The organism is Gallaecimonas mangrovi (assembly GCF_003367375.1).
Classification (GTDB): domain Bacteria; phylum Pseudomonadota; class Gammaproteobacteria; order Enterobacterales; family Gallaecimonadaceae; genus Gallaecimonas; species Gallaecimonas mangrovi.
In genome coordinates this window covers 1,009,574-1,029,691 of record NZ_CP031416.1, presented here as the reverse complement: position 1 = coordinate 1,029,691, position 20,118 = coordinate 1,009,574, and the positions used below count along the sequence as shown (strand labels likewise).

Annotated in this window: 25 protein-coding genes; 10 read left to right on the top strand and 15 right to left on the bottom strand. The window is 51.4% G+C overall.

Annotated features, from left to right (window positions below; translation table 11 throughout):
- Window positions 1-38: 38 nt before the first annotated feature.
- The 3 genes from DW350_RS04860 to DW350_RS04850 all read right to left on the bottom strand — a co-directional run bounded on the left by DW350_RS04860 (window position 39) and on the right by DW350_RS04850 (window position 2,253).
- The gene (locus DW350_RS04860) at window positions 39-1,430 is read right to left on the bottom strand and encodes a DHA2 family efflux MFS transporter permease subunit (RefSeq protein ID WP_115717795.1); all 1,392 of its coding nucleotides are present in this window, start codon (window positions 1,428-1,430) and stop codon (window positions 39-41) included.
- Window positions 1,423-1,755 carry a hypothetical protein gene (locus tag DW350_RS04855; RefSeq protein ID WP_115717794.1) on the bottom strand — a complete coding sequence of 111 codons (333 nt, stop codon included), beginning with the start codon at window positions 1,753-1,755 and terminating at the stop codon, window positions 1,423-1,425. The genes DW350_RS04860 and DW350_RS04855 overlap by 8 nt, the downstream gene beginning before the upstream one ends.
- A gap of 69 nt (window positions 1,756-1,824) precedes the next feature.
- On the bottom strand, window positions 1,825-2,253 hold the full coding sequence (locus DW350_RS04850) for a MarR family winged helix-turn-helix transcriptional regulator (protein ID WP_115717793.1): 429 nt from the start codon (window positions 2,251-2,253) through the stop codon (window positions 1,825-1,827).
- Window positions 2,254-2,413: 160 nt separating this feature from the next.
- Between DW350_RS04850 and DW350_RS04845 the strand changes: the two genes are divergently transcribed.
- Window positions 2,414-2,767, top strand: coding sequence for a DUF3147 family protein (locus DW350_RS04845; RefSeq protein ID WP_115717792.1), 354 nt, complete (start codon window positions 2,414-2,416; stop codon window positions 2,765-2,767).
- 38 nt (window positions 2,768-2,805) lie between these two features.
- On the opposite strand, the gene DW350_RS04840 is transcribed toward DW350_RS04845, so the two are convergent.
- The gene (locus DW350_RS04840) at window positions 2,806-3,726 is read right to left on the bottom strand and encodes a LysR family transcriptional regulator (protein ID WP_115720566.1); all 921 of its coding nucleotides are present in this window, start codon (window positions 3,724-3,726) and stop codon (window positions 2,806-2,808) included.
- A gap of 94 nt (window positions 3,727-3,820) precedes the next feature.
- On the opposite strand from DW350_RS04840, the gene DW350_RS04835 reads away from it, so the two are divergent.
- On the top strand, window positions 3,821-4,837 hold the full coding sequence (locus DW350_RS04835; protein WP_115717791.1) for an NADP-dependent oxidoreductase: 1,017 nt from the start codon (window positions 3,821-3,823) through the stop codon (window positions 4,835-4,837).
- Here DW350_RS04835 and DW350_RS04830 read toward each other — a convergent pair.
- Window positions 4,834-5,142 (bottom strand): ArsR/SmtB family transcription factor, encoded by a 309-nt coding sequence (locus DW350_RS04830; protein WP_115717790.1) that lies wholly within the window; start codon window positions 5,140-5,142, stop codon window positions 4,834-4,836. The genes DW350_RS04835 and DW350_RS04830 overlap by 4 nt on opposite strands.
- A 105-nt stretch (window positions 5,143-5,247) precedes the next feature.
- Here DW350_RS04830 and DW350_RS04825 point away from each other — a divergent pair, with 105 nt between their 5' ends.
- Window positions 5,248-5,970: an NAD(P)H-dependent oxidoreductase gene (locus DW350_RS04825; protein ID WP_115717789.1), complete on the top strand. Its 723-nt coding sequence runs from the start codon at window positions 5,248-5,250 to the stop codon at window positions 5,968-5,970.
- Window positions 5,971-6,009: 39 nt separating this feature from the next.
- Here DW350_RS04825 and DW350_RS04820 read toward each other — a convergent pair whose 3' ends face one another.
- The 7 genes from DW350_RS04820 to DW350_RS04790 form a co-directional block, all read right to left on the bottom strand.
- Window positions 6,010-6,696 (bottom strand): GNA1162 family protein, encoded by a 687-nt coding sequence (locus DW350_RS04820; RefSeq protein WP_115717788.1) that lies wholly within the window; start codon window positions 6,694-6,696, stop codon window positions 6,010-6,012.
- 4 nt (window positions 6,697-6,700) lie between these two features.
- Window positions 6,701-7,054, bottom strand: a complete 354-nt coding sequence (locus DW350_RS04815) for a DUF4810 domain-containing protein (RefSeq protein ID WP_115717787.1) — start codon at window positions 7,052-7,054, stop codon at window positions 6,701-6,703.
- Window positions 7,054-7,377, bottom strand: a complete 324-nt coding sequence (locus DW350_RS04810) for a hypothetical protein (protein WP_115717786.1) — start codon at window positions 7,375-7,377, stop codon at window positions 7,054-7,056. The genes DW350_RS04815 and DW350_RS04810 overlap by 1 nt, the downstream gene beginning before the upstream one ends.
- Before the next feature lie 3 nt (window positions 7,378-7,380).
- Entirely contained in the window at window positions 7,381-8,331 is a 951-nt protein-coding gene (locus DW350_RS04805; protein WP_115717785.1) for a CsgG/HfaB family protein, read from the bottom strand.
- 276 nt (window positions 8,332-8,607) lie between these two features.
- Window positions 8,608-9,492, bottom strand: a complete 885-nt coding sequence (locus DW350_RS04800; protein ID WP_115717784.1) for an alpha/beta fold hydrolase — start codon at window positions 9,490-9,492, stop codon at window positions 8,608-8,610.
- Between the two features lie 10 nt (window positions 9,493-9,502).
- Window positions 9,503-9,937, bottom strand: a complete 435-nt coding sequence (locus tag DW350_RS04795; RefSeq protein ID WP_115717783.1) for a DMT family transporter — start codon at window positions 9,935-9,937, stop codon at window positions 9,503-9,505.
- A 3-nt stretch (window positions 9,938-9,940) separates the two neighbouring features.
- Window positions 9,941-10,558: a TetR/AcrR family transcriptional regulator gene (locus tag DW350_RS04790; RefSeq protein ID WP_115717782.1), complete on the bottom strand. Its 618-nt coding sequence runs from the start codon at window positions 10,556-10,558 to the stop codon at window positions 9,941-9,943.
- Window positions 10,559-11,119: 561 nt separating this feature from the next.
- Here DW350_RS04790 and DW350_RS04785 point away from each other — a divergent pair.
- The 3 genes from DW350_RS04785 to DW350_RS04775 all read left to right on the top strand — a co-directional run bounded on the left by DW350_RS04785 (window position 11,120) and on the right by DW350_RS04775 (window position 13,318).
- The gene (locus tag DW350_RS04785; protein ID WP_115717781.1) at window positions 11,120-12,091 is read left to right on the top strand and encodes an SMP-30/gluconolactonase/LRE family protein; all 972 of its coding nucleotides are present in this window, start codon (window positions 11,120-11,122) and stop codon (window positions 12,089-12,091) included.
- A 63-nt stretch (window positions 12,092-12,154) separates the two neighbouring features.
- The gene (locus DW350_RS04780; RefSeq protein WP_115717780.1) at window positions 12,155-12,748 is read left to right on the top strand and encodes a carboxymuconolactone decarboxylase family protein; all 594 of its coding nucleotides are present in this window, start codon (window positions 12,155-12,157) and stop codon (window positions 12,746-12,748) included.
- A gap of 48 nt (window positions 12,749-12,796) precedes the next feature.
- The gene (locus DW350_RS04775) at window positions 12,797-13,318 is read left to right on the top strand and encodes a MarR family winged helix-turn-helix transcriptional regulator (protein WP_192954810.1); all 522 of its coding nucleotides are present in this window, start codon (window positions 12,797-12,799) and stop codon (window positions 13,316-13,318) included.
- Between the two features lie 49 nt (window positions 13,319-13,367).
- Here the strand turns inward: DW350_RS04775 and DW350_RS04770 are convergent, their stop codons facing one another.
- From DW350_RS04770 to DW350_RS04755, 3 genes are all read right to left on the bottom strand, one after another.
- Entirely contained in the window at window positions 13,368-14,132 is a 765-nt protein-coding gene (locus DW350_RS04770) for an SDR family NAD(P)-dependent oxidoreductase (protein ID WP_115717778.1), read from the bottom strand.
- A gap of 365 nt (window positions 14,133-14,497) precedes the next feature.
- Window positions 14,498-15,385 carry a DMT family transporter gene (locus DW350_RS04760; protein ID WP_115717776.1) on the bottom strand — a complete coding sequence of 296 codons (888 nt, stop codon included), beginning with the start codon at window positions 15,383-15,385 and terminating at the stop codon, window positions 14,498-14,500.
- 136 nt (window positions 15,386-15,521) lie between these two features.
- On the bottom strand, window positions 15,522-16,541 hold the full coding sequence (locus tag DW350_RS04755) for a BPSS1187 family protein (RefSeq protein ID WP_152032936.1): 1,020 nt from the start codon (window positions 16,539-16,541) through the stop codon (window positions 15,522-15,524).
- 305 nt (window positions 16,542-16,846) lie between these two features.
- Between DW350_RS04755 and DW350_RS04750 the strand changes: the two genes are divergently transcribed.
- The 4 genes from DW350_RS04750 to DW350_RS19490 all read left to right on the top strand — a co-directional run bounded on the left by DW350_RS04750 (window position 16,847) and on the right by DW350_RS19490 (window position 19,805).
- On the top strand, window positions 16,847-17,839 hold the full coding sequence (locus DW350_RS04750; protein ID WP_115717774.1) for an amidohydrolase family protein: 993 nt from the start codon (window positions 16,847-16,849) through the stop codon (window positions 17,837-17,839).
- A gap of 220 nt (window positions 17,840-18,059) precedes the next feature.
- Complete coding sequence (locus DW350_RS04745) at window positions 18,060-18,539, top strand: hypothetical protein (protein WP_115717773.1); 480 nt, start codon at window positions 18,060-18,062, stop codon at window positions 18,537-18,539.
- Window positions 18,540-18,635: 96 nt separating this feature from the next.
- Complete coding sequence (locus tag DW350_RS04740; RefSeq protein ID WP_115717772.1) at window positions 18,636-19,544, top strand: hypothetical protein; 909 nt, start codon at window positions 18,636-18,638, stop codon at window positions 19,542-19,544.
- A 114-nt stretch (window positions 19,545-19,658) separates the two neighbouring features.
- Entirely contained in the window at window positions 19,659-19,805 is a 147-nt protein-coding gene (locus tag DW350_RS19490) for a hypothetical protein (RefSeq protein ID WP_192954809.1), read from the top strand.
- Window positions 19,806-20,118 lie beyond the last annotated feature (313 nt).

The window sequence follows — 20,118 nt, the reverse complement described above, 5'->3', positions numbered from 1 at the left end:
CGGCCACTTCAGTGGCCGCTTTTTTTATACCTAAATAACTATTTTTTACGGGGCAGCAGCAGCGCTGCCAGCAGCACCACAGCATGGGCTAATGCCAACACTAAAAAGGTCTGCGCCCAGGCATTTAACGGCAGCAGCGAGTGGGACGCCCCTAAAGCCCAAGACAAATACAGCGCCACTAAGGTGGTTAAAGTCGGGCCACCCAGGCGCAGCATAATGTTGGAAGTGGTGGTTGCCATTGGCAGCTGCTTTTTATCCACTGCATGATAGGCAATGCTCATCACCGGCAGCCCCACTGCCCCCATGGCAGCGCCCCTGACAAACAGCATCACCGCCAGGGCCGCATTGTTCACTCCAAAGGTTGCCAGCGCGCAGAGTCCAAGGGTAGAAAGAAGGGCAAATAGCGCGCCTGTAAGCGCCAGCCGACGCTCGCCAAAACGGCCACTCAAAAACCCCAGCAGTGGCATTGTCAGCATCATGCCAAGGCCCAAAGGCGCTAATAACCAGCCCATTGCCGCCGGCGAGCGGCCGCAGGCTTCCAGCAAAAACAGCGGCACCAGCATTTGCCCGGCATACATGGCGCCGTTGGCAAAAAACTGGGTAATGGCTGCCACCCTGAAAGGCTTTAAGCGAAAGAGTACAAGGTCAATCAAGGCATTATTGCCTAAACGCCGCTCTTGAATAACAAAGGCCAGCAGCAAAATCAGGCTGGCAATAACCGCCGCCAAGCCAAGGGGATGAGTAACCTGGTCAAGACCCACCAGCCCCAGCACCAAGGCTGGCGACAAAAGCGCTAAGCCCAGCCAATCGAGCTTTTTCGCCGGATACCGGCCAGTATCAGCCGGTAAAAAGCGCGCCGCCAAAACCCAAGCCACCAGCCCCACCGGCAGGTTGACCAAAAATAACCAGCGCCAGGAAGCATAATGAATAATGGCCCCGGCAATAATGGGCCCCAGCACGGGGCCCAGTAATACCGGTAGCGAAATATAACCGGCAACCTTGGTGAAGTTATCGCCCGCCACTTCCTTTACCAGCATTTGCGCCATCGGCGCCATCAAACCGCCACTAATGCCTTGCAGCAGCCGAAAGGCGATCAGCGCCCAGGCCGACCAGGCCAGTCCACACAGCGCTGAACTGAGGGTGAAAAGCGCAAAGCACCATAAATACAGCCGCTTAGTACCAATCCGTTGTACCAGCCAGCCATTAAGAGGCAAGGCAAAAGTCAGTGCCAGCAAGTAGCCGCTGGTTACCCACTGGATAACCGACAGCGGGCTTGAAAACGCCTTGGCCAAACTCGACAGCGAGACGTTGACGATGGTGGCATCAAGCTGTGCCAGCAGCGACCCCAGCATTGCCACCACAGCCACTTTCCAAAGTGATGTACTGGCCGGGTGCGTTTTGGCGGGGGTTTCCAGGGCGGTATCACTCATGGCTGCTTGGGGCCCTGCCACCGTGAAAACGGCCAAAATGCCTGGCACTAACCAGACTTGCCACCACCATGCCGATAAAAGCGGCCAGCACATCGGCCCCGCTAGTTAGCGAAAAATGGCCAACCCGGGCCAGCAAAAAATACGCCACCAGCAGATTAAAAAGCCCCCACAACACATTCACCGTGGACGACGACAAACCTTCACCGGCGGGTTTGGCAAAAGGCGATTGAAAAGCCATTCCCATTAGGCCACTAAGCCAATGAGGGAGCGCGTTGGCAACAAAAGCGCCGCCAAAGAAATATGAAATCAACGGCAGTATCGGCATGAAAGTCACTCCTCATCATCACCTAATAGCAGTTTGCGTATTCGAAACTGCAAGCGCAGCTTCGGCTGCTTAGTCTTCACCGATGCGCCGCAAAATAGCGGTTGCCGCCACCAGTGTTGCCCTGTCGTCTGCGGGTAACAGCGCCATTTTGCTCGCAAGCCAATCGGCATGGGCGGCGCGGCCCTTTTCCAACTTGTTCTTAAAATCGTCGGTTAACGCCAGCAAGGTTTGGCGGCCATCGCTTGGGTCGGGTTGGCTGCTGATGTAACCGCCTTTAATAAGGGTGCTAACAATGGCGCCCAAGGATTGCGATCGCATGCCCATTTCTCGGGCGAGTTTAGACACAGTGGTGCACCCCAAACGGTCTAAATGGCGCAGCACATCGGTTTGCGACGGCGTTAAATCCACCCGCCCGCGCTCACGCAAGCGGCGTTTAATAAGGCTAAGGGCGGCTCTTAATTCAGCGGCGGCCTGGCTGATTTCGGTATCAATGTTCATGACTGCACTCTACAAACCCAATTGACATTTTGCAAAGAAAACTTCGAAGTTATCTTCATAAATACACTTTCCAAAAATTCGCATAGAGCAAAACGCTTGTACGTCAGCCGCGAAAAAACTGAGTAAAATAAAGGGGGTAGCAAAGAGAAGAGGAAACCCAGTGGCCTGGCTTATCAGTAAATACCTTATTACTGCCGCGTTAGTGGTGCTGGTGTCTGAAACAGCCAAGCGTAGCGACAGACTTGGCGGCCTGGTTGCGGCCTTGCCACTGGTGACGGTGCTAACGCTGATTTGGCTTTATGTTGAAAAGCAGCCCGCAGAAAAAATTGCCAACCACGCTTGGTACACCTTTTGGTATGTCTTACCGACACTGCCGATGTTTGTGGTGTTCCCGATGCTGCTGCCACGCCTGGGTTTTTGGCTCACCCTTGGCGCCTCGGCGGCTCTGACTATGCTCTGTTTTGCGCTACTTGCCCTGGTGATGCGCCACTATGGGCTGACGCTTTGGCCTTAGGGCTTGCGCCCTAACCTGTAGCAAGCACCCGCTTGCTGTTAGGTGGCAGTGGCAGGCTTTTCAAACAAGCTCGGCAGAAAATCTAAAAAGGCCCGAACCGCCGGGTTAGCGCGGCGGCTTTGGGGCCAAATGGCGGTAATGGCGCGCCCTTCGGCGGCGAAGGCTGGTAAAACCGGCACCAAACTGCCGTTGTCGATATAAGGCTGTGCCAGCAACTTAGAGGTTAAGCCGATGCCCGCACCGGCGAGTAGCGCCGCCAGCAGCGCGTCGCTCGCATCCACAACGATCCCTGCCCTCGGCGTCAGTTCAACCTTTTTACCTTCCACTTGAAATGGCCAGCGCATCGGCTGCCCCGAGCTTTGAAAGCGCAGATTGACAGTATCGTGGGCAACCAGCTGGTCAGGGTGGCTTGGCACACCCCGCCGCGCCAGATATTGCGGGCTAGCAAAACAGCACAGCTGCTGTTTAACCAAGCGGCGAGATAACAGCCGCGAGTCGGCTAAGTCACCGATACGCAGAGCAACATCAATGCCTTCTTCCACCATGTCGACAAACTGGTCGCTTAGCCGCAAGTCCAGGCTGACACCCGGGTAGCGCCGACGAAAAGCCGGCAAGGCCGGGGCCAGTAAATGAATGCCAAGCGGCATCGGGGCGGCGATACGCAATACCCCGGCCGGCTCTGCCCGCAAGGCGCTGGCAGCCTGTTCAATATCTTCCGCCGCCGCCAACAAACGCAGCGCCCGTTGGTGCAGTTCAAAACCTTCAGGGGTTAACACCAACGAGCGGGTTGTGCGGGTAAAAAGCGCTACCCCCAGTTGCCTCTCCAGCCGCTGCACACTCTTGCTGACCGCCGAAGGGGAAATAGATAAAGACCGCGCCGCAGCAGAGTAACTCCCCAGAGATCCGGCGCGGGCAAAGGCAACAAGCCCGGCTAAACGGTCCAACCCTATATGTTCCATAAAGGCACAACTGAAGTGATTTAATGGCCAATTATAAACAATATTCACAGCTGTTAGCATCTTCACCACTGAGCGCCCAAGAGGAGCACCAACGATGACGAAGATGATGAAAGCCATTTGCCAATACAGCTTTGGCGGCCCCGAGGTCTTGCAATACCAAGATATTGCTATGCCCGAACTAAAACCCGGCGAGGTACTGGTGCAGGTAGCAGCCAGTGGCGTAAACCCACCCGACTGGTATTTGCGTAACGGAATGAAAGAGTTGCCACCACAGTGGCGCCCGCAAATAACCTTTCCCTTAGTGTTAGGGACCGATATTTCCGGGGTTGTTGCGGCGGTAGCTGAAGATGTAACCGACTTTGGCGTTGGTGACGCGGTTTACGCCATGGTGCGCTTTCCTGAAGGCATGGCCGGTAACAACCGCGGCTACGCGCAGTATGTTACGGTACCGGCAGAGCAACTGGGCCGAAAACCGCAAGGGATTGACCACATTCATGCAGCTGGCGCGCCCATGGCGCTACTCACCGCCTGGCAATTTTTGATTGAACTGGGACACGAGCACCCAAACCCATTGCAACCACACCGCCATCAGCCGGCGCCATTAAAAGGCAAACGGGTGCTGATAAACGGCGCAGCCGGTGGCGTTGGGCACTTTGCGCTGCAGCTAGCCAAATGGCAAGGCGCCGAGGTAATTGCTGTTGCCTCGGGTCGCCATCAGGCTTTACTGCAAGCGCTTGGCGCCGATGAAGTGGTTGACTATACCCAGACCAAAGCCGAAGACCACTACCGGGATTTGGACCTGGTTGTTGATGCCGTTGGCGGCCAACAGGCCCAGCGCTTTTTGCCAACACTCAAGGCTGGCGGCGCCCTGTTTCCCATCTTCTCGCTGGGCTTTGATGCTCACGCCCAAGCCCAAAAGCTTGGGGTTACGGTATCGTCAACCCAGGTGCGCTCCCACGGTGGGCAGCTAAGCACCCTGGCCAAGCTGTTGGATGACGGCACGGTGCGGGTGGTTATCGACAGCGTTTACCCACTGGCCGACGCCGCCCTGGCACACAAACGCGCAGCCCAAGGCCACATTCAGGGCAAAATCGTGCTGAGCGTTAGCTAGGAAAAGCCCGCCAATACGGCGGCCAATAGGCCGGGAAAACGCTTTTCTAAATCCTCATAACGAATTTGCGTGTGCAGCTCCCGGCCATGCATGGTCGCTTTAATCGCACCCGCTTCTCGCAAAATACGAAAGTGGTGGGAAGCGTTGGCCTTACTCAGCCCTAAGGTCGCGTATGCGTTAGAACACGCGGTTTCGCCTTGCTCGGCCAGCAGCGCCAAAATGCGCAAACGCACAGGCTCAGCAAAGGCCTGCATCAAGCGTTCAATACGCATTTCATCGACTTTAGGGTGGTAACGTTCACGCATGGATTAATTGTGTCACGCCGCCAATCACCTTGACAACGTCAAATGAATGTTTGACCGTAATGGTCAAATAATCACTTGACCATTAAACGAAGTCAGGAGGTACAGATGAAGGTACTTTTGGTGGTGGCTCATCCCGAAGCCAACTCTTTTAATGGCGCTTTGCGCGATGCCGTTGTCAGTGAAGTAAAACGCCTTGGTCATCACATAACGGTGTCTGATCTCTACCAACAAGGCTTTGACCCAAGAGGCGGCCCAGCAGATTTTGCCAAGCGCCACAACAATGCCCAGTTTCATTACCAAACCGAACAAACCCAGGCCGCCCTTAACGGCACCTTTGCCAAAGACCTGGCTGACGAGCAACAAAAACTGAAAGACGCGGATCTGCTTATTTTGCAATTTCCCATTTGGTGGGGCGGCGAGCCCGCCATGCTAAAAGGCTGGTTTGATAAGGTGGCCGCCTATGGCGTTGCTTATGCCGACGGCAAGCGCTTTGAAAGTGGCCTTTTTAAAGGCCGCCGCAGTTTAGTGAGTGTCACCACCGGCGGCACACCAAGGCGCTTTACAGACGAAGGCGGCTACGGCGATATAAACAAGGTGCTTTGGCCCGTGCAGCAACTGTTTTTAGGCTATTTGGGTTTTACCTTAACCGAGCCCCAAGTGGCCTACGCCGTGGCCCGCACCGACGAGAATACCCGCCAACAGTACATTGATAATTTAAAAGCGCGCGTACGGCAGTTATTGGCAGAGCCAGTTGACGCTACGCCTATTCCGTCATCCCAAGAACTGCTGGCCGAGCTTGGCGACAGAGACTGGCGCCACCCTGGCTAATAAAAAAGCCGCCCAGGGCGGCTTTTTTATTTCCATTACCTAACTACCACTTTTAGCAGGTGGTTTTTCAACAAACTTGTCTGCACCGTCTTTACCAAAACGGGCGTTATATCGACCGACCGGTAGTGTTTTGATAACGGTGCCGTTAACCATCCGTGCTACCGGCACATAGTCGGTCATAGCAGTCGACAAGGCAGTGGCAATAATAGCGCCCAATAAACCACCGGCATTGCTCCCACCGGAGGTGTCATAAACAACCACGTTGTTATAATTCCACAGATCTTCGCCCGTGGTCGTAGATACCAGTCTGAAAGCAGCGCCTACAGTCACATTACCGCCAGTAACGTAATAGTTAGTGTCCCACTGGTTTATGGTCACAAAAAGTACCGCGTCGGCTCCCATCAATTGATTAAATTTTCTGGCGTCAATATTTGCTAACTGAGCACCATCAGTAACGCCCTCACCTTGTAACACTAAGTTGGTTAACGGCAACGGCATGACATAGTATCCAGCCTCAGCTAATGGTTGCGCGATCGTTGTTGAGTAAAGTTCCGGTGCGTCGGCAGCAGTAGAACGATTTACCGCGGGAACAACCAATACCGATAACGGATGCTCTTTATATAACTCTGGGAAGGCTTCTTGTTTTGAAGTGTATTTAGGTGGCGTAACACAGCCGCCAAGTAACATGAAGCAGCTTAAAAGCGACCAAATTAGTACCTTTTTCATTAAATTAACTTCCTTTTTTAATTTGGCCAATCATACGGTTAAGCAAGGGGGCTGATTCAGGAAACAAAGACTCTTCCATATGGAAGTATTCCAACGCCTTGGCATTGTCATGATCTTTTTCTTCCATCATTCCCAGCTCAGCATAGATACCTGGTGGTATTTTTTTATGCTTCGCTTTTGCATGCTCAACGATATCAAGCATCGAATTAAAATGTGCTTTACGATTTTCAGGCGTTGGATCTTTCTTATACTGATAAGCAGTTTCGGAATACTTTCCCCAATAATAAATATCGTGATTAACAGCGCAAGCCGCCAAGAACAAAATAGGTAAACAGAAAAATAAACGGCTTAATTTCATTAGGGAACTCTCACTTCAAAACTATTACCATTGGTTACATAGATCTTTCTTTTAACCAGAACCTTCCCAGCCTTAGTTATTTCAACTAGGTGATTTCCGACATTAACAGCAAATTTAACGACTGTTTCATCACCTTCTGTGTATCGACGAATATTACTACTATCCAGATTAATATCTGGTTGTTCGTCAATAATTAAGGTTGCACCATTAATGTTTCCAGTCAGTAATAAATAAGCTTTATCATCTACCTGAGTTGTAGTAGAAAAATGAGTGCTACAAGCGCTTAGCACCATAGCTATAGCTACCATAAGAATTTTTTTCATGAATTAAGCCTTCCCTTTTTCTTCTACAACTAACTTAGCGGATTGCTTTGTATCTATATGGCCGGATGCAAGCTCGCACAAAGAAAGCTCATTGTTACCTGAACCGACAAATGCATTCACACGCAGTGTTGCCACTTTTTTTCCAGGCAGACGGATCATCATTCCGGTCTGTGGATTTTTCACTTGCTTTCCTGGCGCTACAACGTTGAATACATCACCCACTTTCACACCTTGAGATTTACCACCGGTCATTAGCCAAAAACCATTTTGCTGGCCAACAAGATAGGCTCGCCAAGGGGCATCCATCAAGTTTTCGCTAATATTGCTTACTAACTTAGAAATTGCAGCAGAAAGGGCTTTGTCATCGATGGAAGTGTCATAACCTGCACGCTCACCAACATTAAAAACGTGATTCGCTTCTACTTTAGCTTCACCACTTGCTTCCTCAGAGTAAACAATCTGACCTGTGTGTGTGTTAATCAGCCGCACATTAACAGTGGCATTGGCTTTTTGAATTTTATTACGACTAAAAATACCGACTTCACTGGTGGTTGACCGGCCAAATTCGGAAACAGAACCAACAATCAGAAAATCAGCACCAACCTTTTCCATCGTCTTGCCATCAAACTTATTTTCTGACAACACCTTGTCAAGATCGCTACGTTCTAGCATCACGAATTTTTGAGTGTCAGTTAACCTAGCAGACAAAATATCAGAGGCCTGTTTTCCCAAACGATCATTGTTTTTATCCAACAGAAAAGAAGTACCACGCTTGGTCTCATCACTAAACCGAGCTATGGCAACAACGCGCTTCAAGCCAAGTTGCTCTGGTGACGCCAAGGTAGGACTTACCTGAGGCGTTGCTTTGGGGAGTGTGTTAACTGCTTCACGGGTGGCAGAAGTACAGCCCGCCAGTAAGGTAAGTATACTCAGAGGAATGATCAGTTTTTTCATAGTGTTCTCATGGTGCTGCAGTTAGGCAAACCGCAGCACATCACTACGATATTAGCTTCCCTGCCAATTCATTTAGACGATCAATAAAGACGATTTTATTGATTTGCCTATCATACCCTGAGATGCGATTTTTTCCTTATATTTTTCATGTAAAGCTATATTTTTACGAAGTTAATCATAAATTCACCAAAAGATTATTGTCTGCAATAACCCTCATTCAGACCCTCTCGTTTCATATTTGCCAGACTTCGATTTATGACATTAGGCGCAAGCACATTAACTAAAGAAGCGTGCCAAAGCCTGAGCCACCGCTTGGGGTTGCTCTTCCGGCTGAAAATGGCCGCAATCTTTGATTTGCTCGCCGAATACTTGTTCGGCAAAGGGCTTTAAGGTCGCCGCCATATCTGGGATAGAACCTTGGTCGGCAGAGAGCGCCAGCACCGGCATGCTAAGCCCGCCTTTTTTGGCAAGCTCAGCGTTTTGTGCTGCTGAGGTAGAAAGTTCCCGATAAAAGGCCAGCCCGGCGCGCAGGCCACCTGGCGCAGTAAGTAGGCGCTCATATTCAGCCAGTTCGGCTTCGCCATAGCAGTAGAAGTTCGCGGTTTTCTCACGGAAAAACCATTGCAAATAAAGGCGCTCACGCCCTTCCAACAAGGCTTCGGGCAGATCCGCCACCGCATGAAAGGAAAAGTGCCAAGTCTTCCAAGATTTATCAGAGGCCGACGGCAATTTATCAGGCAAAGAGACACCTGGAATACCGGCATCCATCAAGCTTAGCGCTCGAATTTCTTCGCCAAATAGCATGGCGTAAGGAAAGGCGACCCAGGCCCCTACATCATGGGCAGCAAGATAATAGCGACCTAGTTCAAGGGAAGCGATTAAGCCATGCAAGCGCTCGGCTACGGTTTGAGTGTCGTAGCCGCTAAGGGGCTTATCACTGTCACCTTGGCCCGGTAAATCTACCGCCACAATGCGGTACTTATCTGCCAGATGGTGCATTACATGACGCCAGGCAAACCAACTTTCCGGAAAGCCAGCCAACAGCACCAGGGCCGGGCCATCGTTTCGGCCACCGGTCACATAATGAAAACGCAGACCATTCACTCGGGCAAAACGGTGCTCAAAACCAGCGGGCGCTTCAGCCACAATGGACCTAGACATAACAAAACTCCTATTGAATAAGTACCATACCGGCCAGCAGCAGCACGGCGGCGACAATACGTTGTAGGGAAAGGGGATGAGGGGTCAGACCAAACAGGCCAAAACGGTCTAGCAGCAGGGCAAAGATCACCTGCCCAGCCACCACTAACGCCACCATGGTTCCGGCGCCCAAACGCGGCGCGCAGGCAGTAACACCGGCCAGAGTTATCACACCACAAAGCCCACCTATCCAGGCCCAGGGCGGTAGCACGTGCAATTGGGTGCGGCACGGTAAGGTACCAGTAATAGCCACTCCCACCACAAACAGCAACACTGCCGACACCATTGCTGACACAGATGCTGCCCAAATGGGCGAGCCAAGGGCATTACCCAAGCGGGCATTAAATACGGCCTGTAGCGGCAACATGGCGCCGGCGAGTATGGCAATAATGGCAAATACGCCCATGATTTAGCCCAACAGTTTCAAGGCTTGGGCCACAAAGGCTTCACCGTCGGCGGTGAGGATTTCCGCCTTGCCTACCACTCGCATGCCTTGTAGCAGCGCTAATAGGATCTCAGCAGTGATCCTTGCATCGGTATTCGAAGCAATAGAACCATCTTGTTGGCCTTGTTCAATCAAGGCCAACAATGCGGCACGGCGCTCAGCCAGTTGCTGAGTTAAGCAGGGACCAACAGCACCAAGCTGGTCGATATGCGTGACGCCCGCCACCACCATACATCCCAGCTTGCCGTCACGGCCCTGGCTGAGTTCCACATAGTCACGTAACAATTGGGCAATTTTGGCCTTGCCGTTTTTGGCCTCGGCTAGCCTTGCATTCAACTGCTGCTGCCGTAGCGCCACATAACGAGCCAAGGCCTTGGCAAAAACCCCTTCCTTGTCTTTGTAGGCTTTATAAACACTGCCGGTGGTCAGCCCGGTGGCAGCGGTAATGTCGCTAATGCTAACGCCGCTAAAACCACGACGTCGAAACAGCTCAATAGCGCCATCCAAAAACTGCTCTTCATCAAAGGCCCGAGGTCGACCCCGAACCGATTGAGCCGGTTTTGCATAGGGGAGCACTTTCATAAACCACCAAATTAGGAAACGAACGTTTCCTTTATAAGGATAAGTCACCTCAAGATCAAGTCAAGAAGGGAAGTCTTTAATGGCATCACCAAGGAGGATTTAATAAAAAAATTATTTTTTACAATTAGTTAGGAATTTAAAGGCAAAAGGAGAGAGTTTCAAAACTGTGGAAGAACATCAAAAGCTGTGAAATAGGGGTCAACCCCCGACTGGCGTTCAGTAAAAGCCAGTAGCGCCTTAGTCAGTTGCTCAATCATTAGCCGCCTTTCCCCTTGAGTGATCCCGTTTAGCGACTAAGGCGTTACTTTGCCGTGGTTTGACAGCGCAGCAATATTAACTGCTGACACGCCGACCACAGTAACCGACCAAGGCCCAAGGCCTAGCGCCTTTAGCCGCTGCAGATAAAGGCCAACCTATGTTTTGTGCAATGGAATAAAGCTGCAAAGCACCGGATTTTATTTGCCCTAGTAGAGCTTTCAAAACATCTACGTCAGCCTATTGTGCTGGTAAAGCCGAAGGCGTAATGTAAGGGTCCTTACATTATTTTAAGGTCTTAAAATCATGACGTTATTGACATCAGCTCGTATCACCACTGTTGCTGAGTTCCCCATGCATACCATGCTGGAAAACTTAGCCGTGCGCGCCGACGGCTCTATTTTGGTTGTCGCTTCACCACAGCGGCAGCTTTGGTATGTACCGGTAGCCACAGGCGAACTGCCGGTGACGCCGCTGCTACTTCATACTTTTGCTGACAACCAACTCGCACAAAGCCTTGTCGAGGCAGCTCCGGACATCTTTTATGTTTTTACTTATGGCGATGCGGCGATCTACCGCCTCGATCTGCGTGGCTGGCAACCGGGCGAACCGGTAAACCCCACGCCAATTTTTACCTTCGAGCCACCAGCTGGTCCCAACGGCGCCGCGTTACTGGCACCCGGAATAATGTTGGTGGCTGACTGCGTTGAGGGGGTGATCTGGCGTGTTGATCTGGCCGCAGGCGGCACAAAAGCAAGCGCACAGGTGTGGCTAAAACACCCTTCCATGGCGGCTGGAGGCGGCCACCCACCGGTGAAGTTTTCGGATTCGCAAGAAGTGCCCTTCCCTGGGATCAACGGCCTTCGCTATGGGCCTAAGACACAAGCGGTCTATTACGCAACGTCGTCGCTGGGGGTATTTATGCGAGTCAAGGTTGACCCAACAACACTTGCGCCCCTAGGCGAGCCTGAACACCTGGCCGACATCGACAATGTTGACGATCTTTGCCTTGATGAAAACGCAGGCGTGGCTTATATCGCCCGCCACCCAGACCACATTATTGAGCGCTCTTCTCTTGAGCCTGGCAGTGAAACATCAGCTTCTGTTGCCGGTAAGCCTTTTTCCGAGGCGTTGATTGGCCCAACAAGTCTCGATTGGGGCCGAAGACCAGGCGACTACGGCCGAGTTGCCTATGCGCCAACCGACGGCGGTGTGGTGCACATAGCACCTGACGGCAAGCTACGACCAGCCCGTGTGGTCCGCATTGAATTTGCCTAACCGTCACCACCTTAGAGGCAACTTTACTAGGCAATACAACAAGCTCACTGTTGGAGAAGTCTGATGTCCAAACGAGATAGCGACCTCGGCGGCCGCCTACCGCTTTTTGAACCCACTACCCTTGACGCGGCCCAGCGCGATCTTTACGACAGCTTTGTCAGTAACTGGGTAACCTTTGCCAATCAAATAGGCGTAAAAGCAGCCACCGACGACGGCCGGCTGATAGGCCCATTCAACTTCTTATTGCTCCATCCACCGATCACCGAAAAGTTGTCTGCCTGGCAACACGCCGAACAGACTCATTCAACCCTCAATAAGCGGGTACGTGAGGTGGTGATCATGACGGTGGGCGCTATTTGGCAGGCCAGCTACGAACTTTATGCCCAAGAACATGCCGCCAAACAGCTTGGCTTTTCAGATAAAGAGCTTGCCGAGCTACAAGCAGGCAAGCTTCCCAGCACCTTGGCAGAGGATGAAAAACTGGCAGGCATTTTCGTTCGCAAGCTGATGTTAGAACGCCAGATTGACGATGCACTTTACCAAGAGGCAGAGCGGTGTTTTGGCAAAACCGGGCTGTTCGATATTATTTCACTGATGGGTGTTTACCAAACCGTCTGCTCCGGGCTGGCACTGTTCCAAGTTCCCGCACCCGGTTAACATTGGCATCAATCGCTGCCAACGCCATTGATGAGAACGCTTTTGCCGATGCCAAAACAAAAAGGGAACCTGGTCCCACCCAACTTTCTGATAGACGCCTATTCCAAGGAACTGTCGCCAGAAGTATTCCAGTCCATACGGTTACTGTTTTCCTTAAGAGAAGCGGTACAGCGCGTCAATGCCGACTTGGCGCAGTGGCTTGGCTCAGACGCCTTATCGCCAGGGCGAATGCAAATGCTGATGATACTTTGGGCGAAAAAAGACAGCATGCTGCAGCGCGATCTTGTTGAGGTATTGGGGGTTTCCCGGGCCAGTGTCTCGGAGTTGGTAGAGCTGTTGTCACGAGATGGCCTGGTGAAAACCAAGCCCGATCCGCACCATGGCCGGCGCCTGCATGTTGCATTGACCACCGCTGGCCGAGCGCTGGCGGCGCGGCAAATTCGCGACAATGGTAACCGGCTAGATACCGCCTTTGGCGATCTCTCATCCGAACAAAAACAGCAACTTATTGAGCAGCTGGATAAGTTATGCCCTGTTGGCAGCCAGCACAATGACAAAGGCCAGCGTTAACGCTGGCCTTTTTTGCCACTCCCCCGTGTTAGCGGGGCAAAAGCATGCTTTAAACCGACACCGCGCCGCCGCCACCGTCAATACGGTAGTAAGCACCGGTAATAAATGATGCTTTCTCGCTGGCCAAGAACAGCATTAACTCAGCAATTTCATCAGCTTCGGCATAACGGCCCAATGGCACCGCCGCCTCAAAGCGCTTGCGGGCTTCTTCTTCATGGCCAGCCATGGCGTTGGTTTCAATGGAGCGCATCATCTGGGTATCAACACCAGAGGGGCAAACCGCGTTAACGCGAATACCATTGGCGGCCACTTCTAACGCCACCGACTTATTAATGCCAATTACCGCGTGTTTTGACGCCACATAAGCGCTCATGCCAGGGGCGCCGAGCAAACCGCCGTTTGAGGCGGTATTCACAATGGCACCACCGCCTTGCGCCTTCATTTGCGCAACCACGTACTTGAGGCCCATTGCCACACCAATCACGTTGATATCCAACACCTTGCGGTAGTTCTCAATGGTTTGGTCTTCAATATTTTTAAAGTCGCCATTAATACCGGCGTTGTTTACAAACACATCAATACGGCCAAAAGCCGCTACCGTTTTCGCAACGTAGTATTTAACGTCATCTTCTTTGGCTACGTTAGCGGCCAACAACAAGGCGCCATCAAGGCTGGCGGCGGCTTGGGCCAAGGTTTCCTGGTTTAAATCAACCAGCGCCAGCTTGGCGCCCTGAGCGGCAAACTTGCGTGCGGCGGCCAGGCCAATACCACCCGCAGCGCCGGTAATAAGCACCACTTTGTCCTGAAAATCCATGCTCTTCTCCAGTTAAGGAACCTTAACAGGCCCCTATTCCCGACTAGGCTCGCCCTTAAAATAGCGGGCGAGTTCTAACGAAAACCGCCCCAGTGGTAACGCACAAGGCTCCACCGTTACCGGTTTTTGCTGCTGCCGACCTTGCCAGAATGAACCGCTTTAAGCAGCCGATAGCAGCCATTTTTAGCAACATAGCATGGAAATAGCTGCCAACTTTTACAATGACTGCAACAATAAAAATGAGTAGATTTGAGGGAATAGCCAAGGTGATTTCAGCGCTTAACATGCATAAAGGCCAATGTACTGAGCCACCACTATTATCAGCGCAGTTATCCTTGCACAAGCCAGTACCGCTTGCTTATCGGTTAGCTTTTATCACGCAGCACCAACACGCCACTGGCGACAATGATGGCGCTGCCAACTAAAGAAAGGGTATCGGGCCGCTCGCCGAGAATAAAAACCCCGAGGATAAGCGCAAACAAAAGCCGTGAATAACGAAAGGGGGATACAGAGGCGATGCGGCCGGTGCGCATTGCAAGGGTTAAGCAGCAATAGCCAAACAGGCCAAACACCAGGGCGCCAGTTAAAAAGCCCCAGGTTGTGGGCGCCGGAACCGCGGCGCCGCCAGAGACCGCCAGCAGCACTACCCCCGCCAGCGTCAGCATGGAAAAACCTAATACGCCAAGCTGCGCTGACGACATTGACACCGGTGCGGCGCGGGTGGCGAGATCACGGCCAGCAAAGCCGATGGTGCCCAGCACCGCGAAAATGGCACTGGCGCGAAAGCCCTCAAGGCCAGGCCGCAAAATCAGCAGCACGCCCAAAAAGCCCGCCAGAATGGACAGCCATTTGCGCAGCGTGACCTTTTCACAAAAGAACCAAATGGCACCAAGCGCCACAATAGCGGGGGTTGCCTGCAAAATGGCAGAGGCGTTGGAAAGCGGCGTTAGCGCCAGCGCCAGGGCATAAAACAGCCGGCCACTTATCTCACAACAAGACCGCAGCAGCATAACCTTTGAAAACACCGCCGGGTGCAAAACCCGCTGGCCTTGGCTGCGGGCAAAAAGGCCAAAACAGAGAATGCCAACCAGGCCATAGGTCATAGCAACCTGGCCGACAGGAATGTCTTTTGCCGCTTCTTTTACCGACAGGTCTTCAATGGCAAAACCGGCCATGGACAGCAGCATGTAAAAGGCGCCACGGGCCTCCGCCGACAGGTGAGCAGGAAGGCGCAAAGCACGGGTAAAAGACATCGGTGGCCTCAAAGTGAGTAAAGGGGTGGCGGCTAAGCAGCAGCGCCAGGCGCTATTGGCTAACGGCAATAATGCAGTGTGCCACTGTCATCGCCTTGCCAAAAGGCTGACCAGTTGTCCGGCCCCTTTATCGCGGTTAAGGCAATACCGTAAAGGCCCAAACCGGCTCAAAGTAAGGCGCGCCGCTGGCGGTGCGCGGCAGGAATTTATCAAACACCATACTGAGGTGAATTTTCATTCCAAAGCCGGTGCGCTGGCTGCTCAGCAGTTCGTGGGAGCCTAAATAGGGCGGCGAAAGCCGGTCAACCGAGCGCAGCGAGCCAAAGGCGCCCAGGCCCATGGCATTCCAACTGGCTCTCGCGACCCGCAACCTGACCACCGGGTCAAAAAAGTTACTCAGCCCATACTCGCGAGCGGCAGGCGTTGCCCCGGGCCGATAAAGCCAAGGTGCCGTTGCACCGTCTTGGGTAACGTCGGCAACGCCGGAAATCATCAACAGCCGCAGTACCTCGTGGCGCTTGGCTATCATCGCCGCAAACCCCGCCCCTTGCGAGTGCCCTGCTACGCTTACCTGCCCCCAATTAATGCGGCCCTGCTGCAAGAACTTGCCCCAGCCTTCTGTTGGGTAATGGCGGCGCAGGTAAATAAGGGTTTTTAATAACCGCGGCTCAATGGCGTCGGCTTTAGCAACCGCTACCACGGGCGAGTGGTCCACGCCGGTCAGCATTTCCTCGCGCACCTTGCCGCTGCAATCCTTATCGGCCACACCGTCACAAAGCTGGGCAATGGCGATGTTATTGGGATAGGCGATGGAAATAACGTTATAGCCGCGCTTAGCGCCAAAGAGCGCAATGTCTTTGGTCATCGCCGGTGAGGTGCCGGTGCCATCGATAAACAGAAACAGCCGGCCTTTACGCGCGCCAGCATTGGCCGCCACTACTACCAAGTTGCTGTCAGCCTGGCCGGTCATTTTATTGGCCGGTTGCTGTGAGACGGCATCAACCAGTGACACCGCAACCTCATGTTGCAGCAATAACGGCTGCGCGTTTTGGTCAATATCGTCGGCACGGGCAGGTAACGCCAGAGAGGAAACAACGAATGCAAACCACGCCAAAGCGATTTTTTGGCATAAGAACACGGACAAGGGATATCGCATTTTAAACGCCTCAGTGAAGAATAAAGCGGCCCCAGGGCGGGCTAAACCTTGCTTGCCGCTGGGCGCACCATGGCTGGCAGATGCAGCGCCAGAGCAGTTTACTCCCGACCGGCAGCGCTTATTTGCGGCATTTTTAAATAGCTGTGTTACATACAGAAGACGCGCGCCATGCAATATATCAATGCAGCTCACGCGCCTTCTGCATCATCACTCCGCCCATTAGCATGATTGTTCTTGGCCAAGTACCAACAGCAGGCCAGGCGTTACCCCTTGCTTGCGCCGTCAGTCCCCCCCCAGGAGAGCCAATGAACATCATCGCACTTGAAGAACATTTTGTTACCCAAGAAGTACTTAGCGCTTGGCACGCCATTAAAGCGCCCTGGCACGACCCAGGCCTCGCCTATCACCAACATGGCGAAATTGGTGAGCGCTTATTGGATCTCGGTGAGCGCCGTATTGCCGACATGGCCGCAACCGGCATCAACATGCAGGTTTTGTCACTCACCGCGCCAGCGCTACATAGCCTTGAGCGCGAACAGGCCTTGGCGCTGCAAGGTTCATCTAACAACCTGATCGCCGAAGCAGTTAAACGCTGGCCACAACACTTTCAGGGGCTGGCCACCTTGGCCACTCCCGACCCGCAAGCCGCAGCAGCCGAACTGCACCGCAGCATTCGCGAGCTTGGCCTGCACGGCGCCATGCTGTTTGGCCATACCCGTGGCCGCAACCTTGACCACCCAGACAACTGGCCGATTTTTGAAGCTGCCCAAGCGCTGGGCGCACCGCTTTATATTCACCCACAAGCGCCAGTGCCTGCGGTACGCGAGGCCCTTTACAGCGGCTTTGACGACACCTTAAACGCCGCCTTTGCCTCCTTTGGCCTGGGCTGGCATTACGAAACCGGTGTGCAGATAGTGCGCATGGTATTGGCGGGCGTCTTTGACCGCTTTCCAGAACTGCAAATTGTGACCGGCCATTGGGGCGAAGTGGTGCTGTTTTACCTAGAACGTATTGATTCGCTCAGCCGCTTTACCCGGCTACAGCGGCCGATTAACGAATACTTTCGGCGCAACCTGTCGGTGACGCCAAGCGGCATGTGGAGCGAGCGTTACCTAAAATGGGCAATCGAGGTATTGGGCACAGAGCGCATACTGTTTTCAAGCGACTACCCCTACCGCTTTGGAAGCAACGGCGAGGCAAGGCGGTTTTTAGAGACCGCCCCCATCAGCGCTGCCGACAAGGCCCTTATTGCCCATGGCAACTGGCAGCGACTCACCGCCAACATTGGCCACGGCTAAAAGAACTCAAGTGGGTGGCCAGTTGAGTTTCGATTACTGGGCAGGGTTCGTTATTTCATGGATAACGTTCCCTGGCAGTGGCCACGGCATACGTAAGGTGGAGCACAATCAGGATCAGTTATTTAGACTCTTACCATAAAAACCAAATGTTGACATAAATAAAACATAATGATAACAATAAAATGTATTTAAAAATACACCCCTAACTGGAATTACCGATATGGATATTGGTATGAATTTAAAAACTTTTTTATTAACCACTCTGGTAGTTGTATCTCCCCAGCTCGTAAATGCGGAAGAAACCGAAAAATCCTCAATAAAAACCCTTCAGAGCCAGATAATTAAGAAGGAACAAATTCAACGACGTGTTGATTGGGAACTTGCACCGGTAAAAAGTCGAGCCGATCTAGAAACAATTTTAGAGAGAAAGTCTCCTCTAGATGCTTTATCAGAGAGTGCTAAGCAAGAGTTTACGGACAGTATTGTGTTTAGAGAAAATGGGATTGGAGGCATGAATTACGGTGTACTTGAGGCGGAACTTACTCCAACTCAGATATACAAGATATTATCTCTTTTTGGATCTCAATCACTAATGTATGTATTTAAAAATGCAAGAGTTGAGACAACAACCGACGCATTGCTTATTTCTAATGATGATAATCCTATAATCAATATGCTTCCAGAGCATATTGATTTTTAATGTTCAAGTCCTGGAAGCTGCCATGTAGCCAATAATTACATTTGTACGTCAAGTTGTTGAGAATAAAATAGGGGCCCCTATTTTCATGGAGGAAATATGAATAGGCTATTTTTAGCTTTTTTTATTCTCGTCGTACCATTATCTTCTCAGGCTAGTTTTTTTTGTAGTTCTGGTTCGAGTTTGTCGGATATTTCAAAAAGCCTGGATCAGGCTGCTACTATTCGAGATGAATATTTTTCGTCAAATAGTGAAGTTATTTTAGATAAAGGCAAAGAAATTTATACCCGAGTCTTCAATGATTGTCTCAGTAATTTTATTTCAAGTTCATTTGATAAATTGAATTCAAAGGATTTGCATAGACTGTATAGCTATATTGACGAAATTGCTTTCTACACTAAAGAAGAAGCCCATGTAGATCTACTGAGTAAAATACTGTACGAGAAAGCAAGAAGAAAGGAATACATAACAAATATTGCTCAAGATGTATACAATAAATATATTGTATCGAGAAATCTTGAAAAAGCATCAAAAATTGATAGTGATTTTAACGTAAAAATTAAGAGCAACTATATTTACCATCACTATGATGATAGAGGTTTGCTAAAGCTTAAGAATGGGATTTTTGAGGTTGAGAATATCACCACAAAAAATGACAGTAAAATCATTGTTATTTCCTCGCCATTTTGTCACTTTTCAAATAACTTTCTGGATTGGATAGAAGGTAAAAAAGAAACTCTAGATACTTTTAAAAATAAAGCAACTTTTATTATCCCATCCAATTCTACACTTGATAAAAATCCCATGAAAATATTCAAGAAATTACATCCATGGACAAATGTTGGTATAGCCTATAAAGAATCTGAATGGCCAGAAATAAAAAACTGGGACACGCCTACATTTTACTTTTACAAAAATGGGAATGTTGTAGATATAATTTATGGATGGCCAAAAAAAGGCAGAGCAGACGAATTGAAAAACGCACTTGAGAATTTGAAAAAACATTAATGAAAAATAACTGCGCTCTTGGTTATTCCGTCCTACGCGGCGTTGTTTTCTAAATCCACTGAACCATTACGCTTGGCTGTGATCCGATCCCCGACATATCGAAGGGGAGCAACCATGGACAAGGCCAAACATCCTATCCGTAACTGGGCTGAATACAACAGCGCTTTGATCAACCGGGCTTCACTGCGATTTTGGATGGATAAGGCCGCCATCGCTACCTGGTATTACCCACAGCACAACTCAGCAGGACACCCACTTTGAATCTTGTTGTATATCAAGCTCTTACCAGCTACGGGACGAAGCGGCAGATCGTCTTGCCTTCATTCATATCCTGTGGGTGAGACGGCGGGGTGAGCGCGTTAAGAAATCAGTCCAGTGGACTGATTTTAGCTGGCGAACGAGAGCGGCTTGTCTGCGAACTGACGTGGATGGACAGCCGAGACAGCATGGCAGGGGGCCGCCCAGGTGCAGGTGAGTACGTGCCGGGGCGAAGCTTGCAAAGTGAAGCCCAGGACGTGTGAGCCGGAATGAACCGCTAGGGAGGCTGACAACCAACCATGCCGCTGACTTTTGC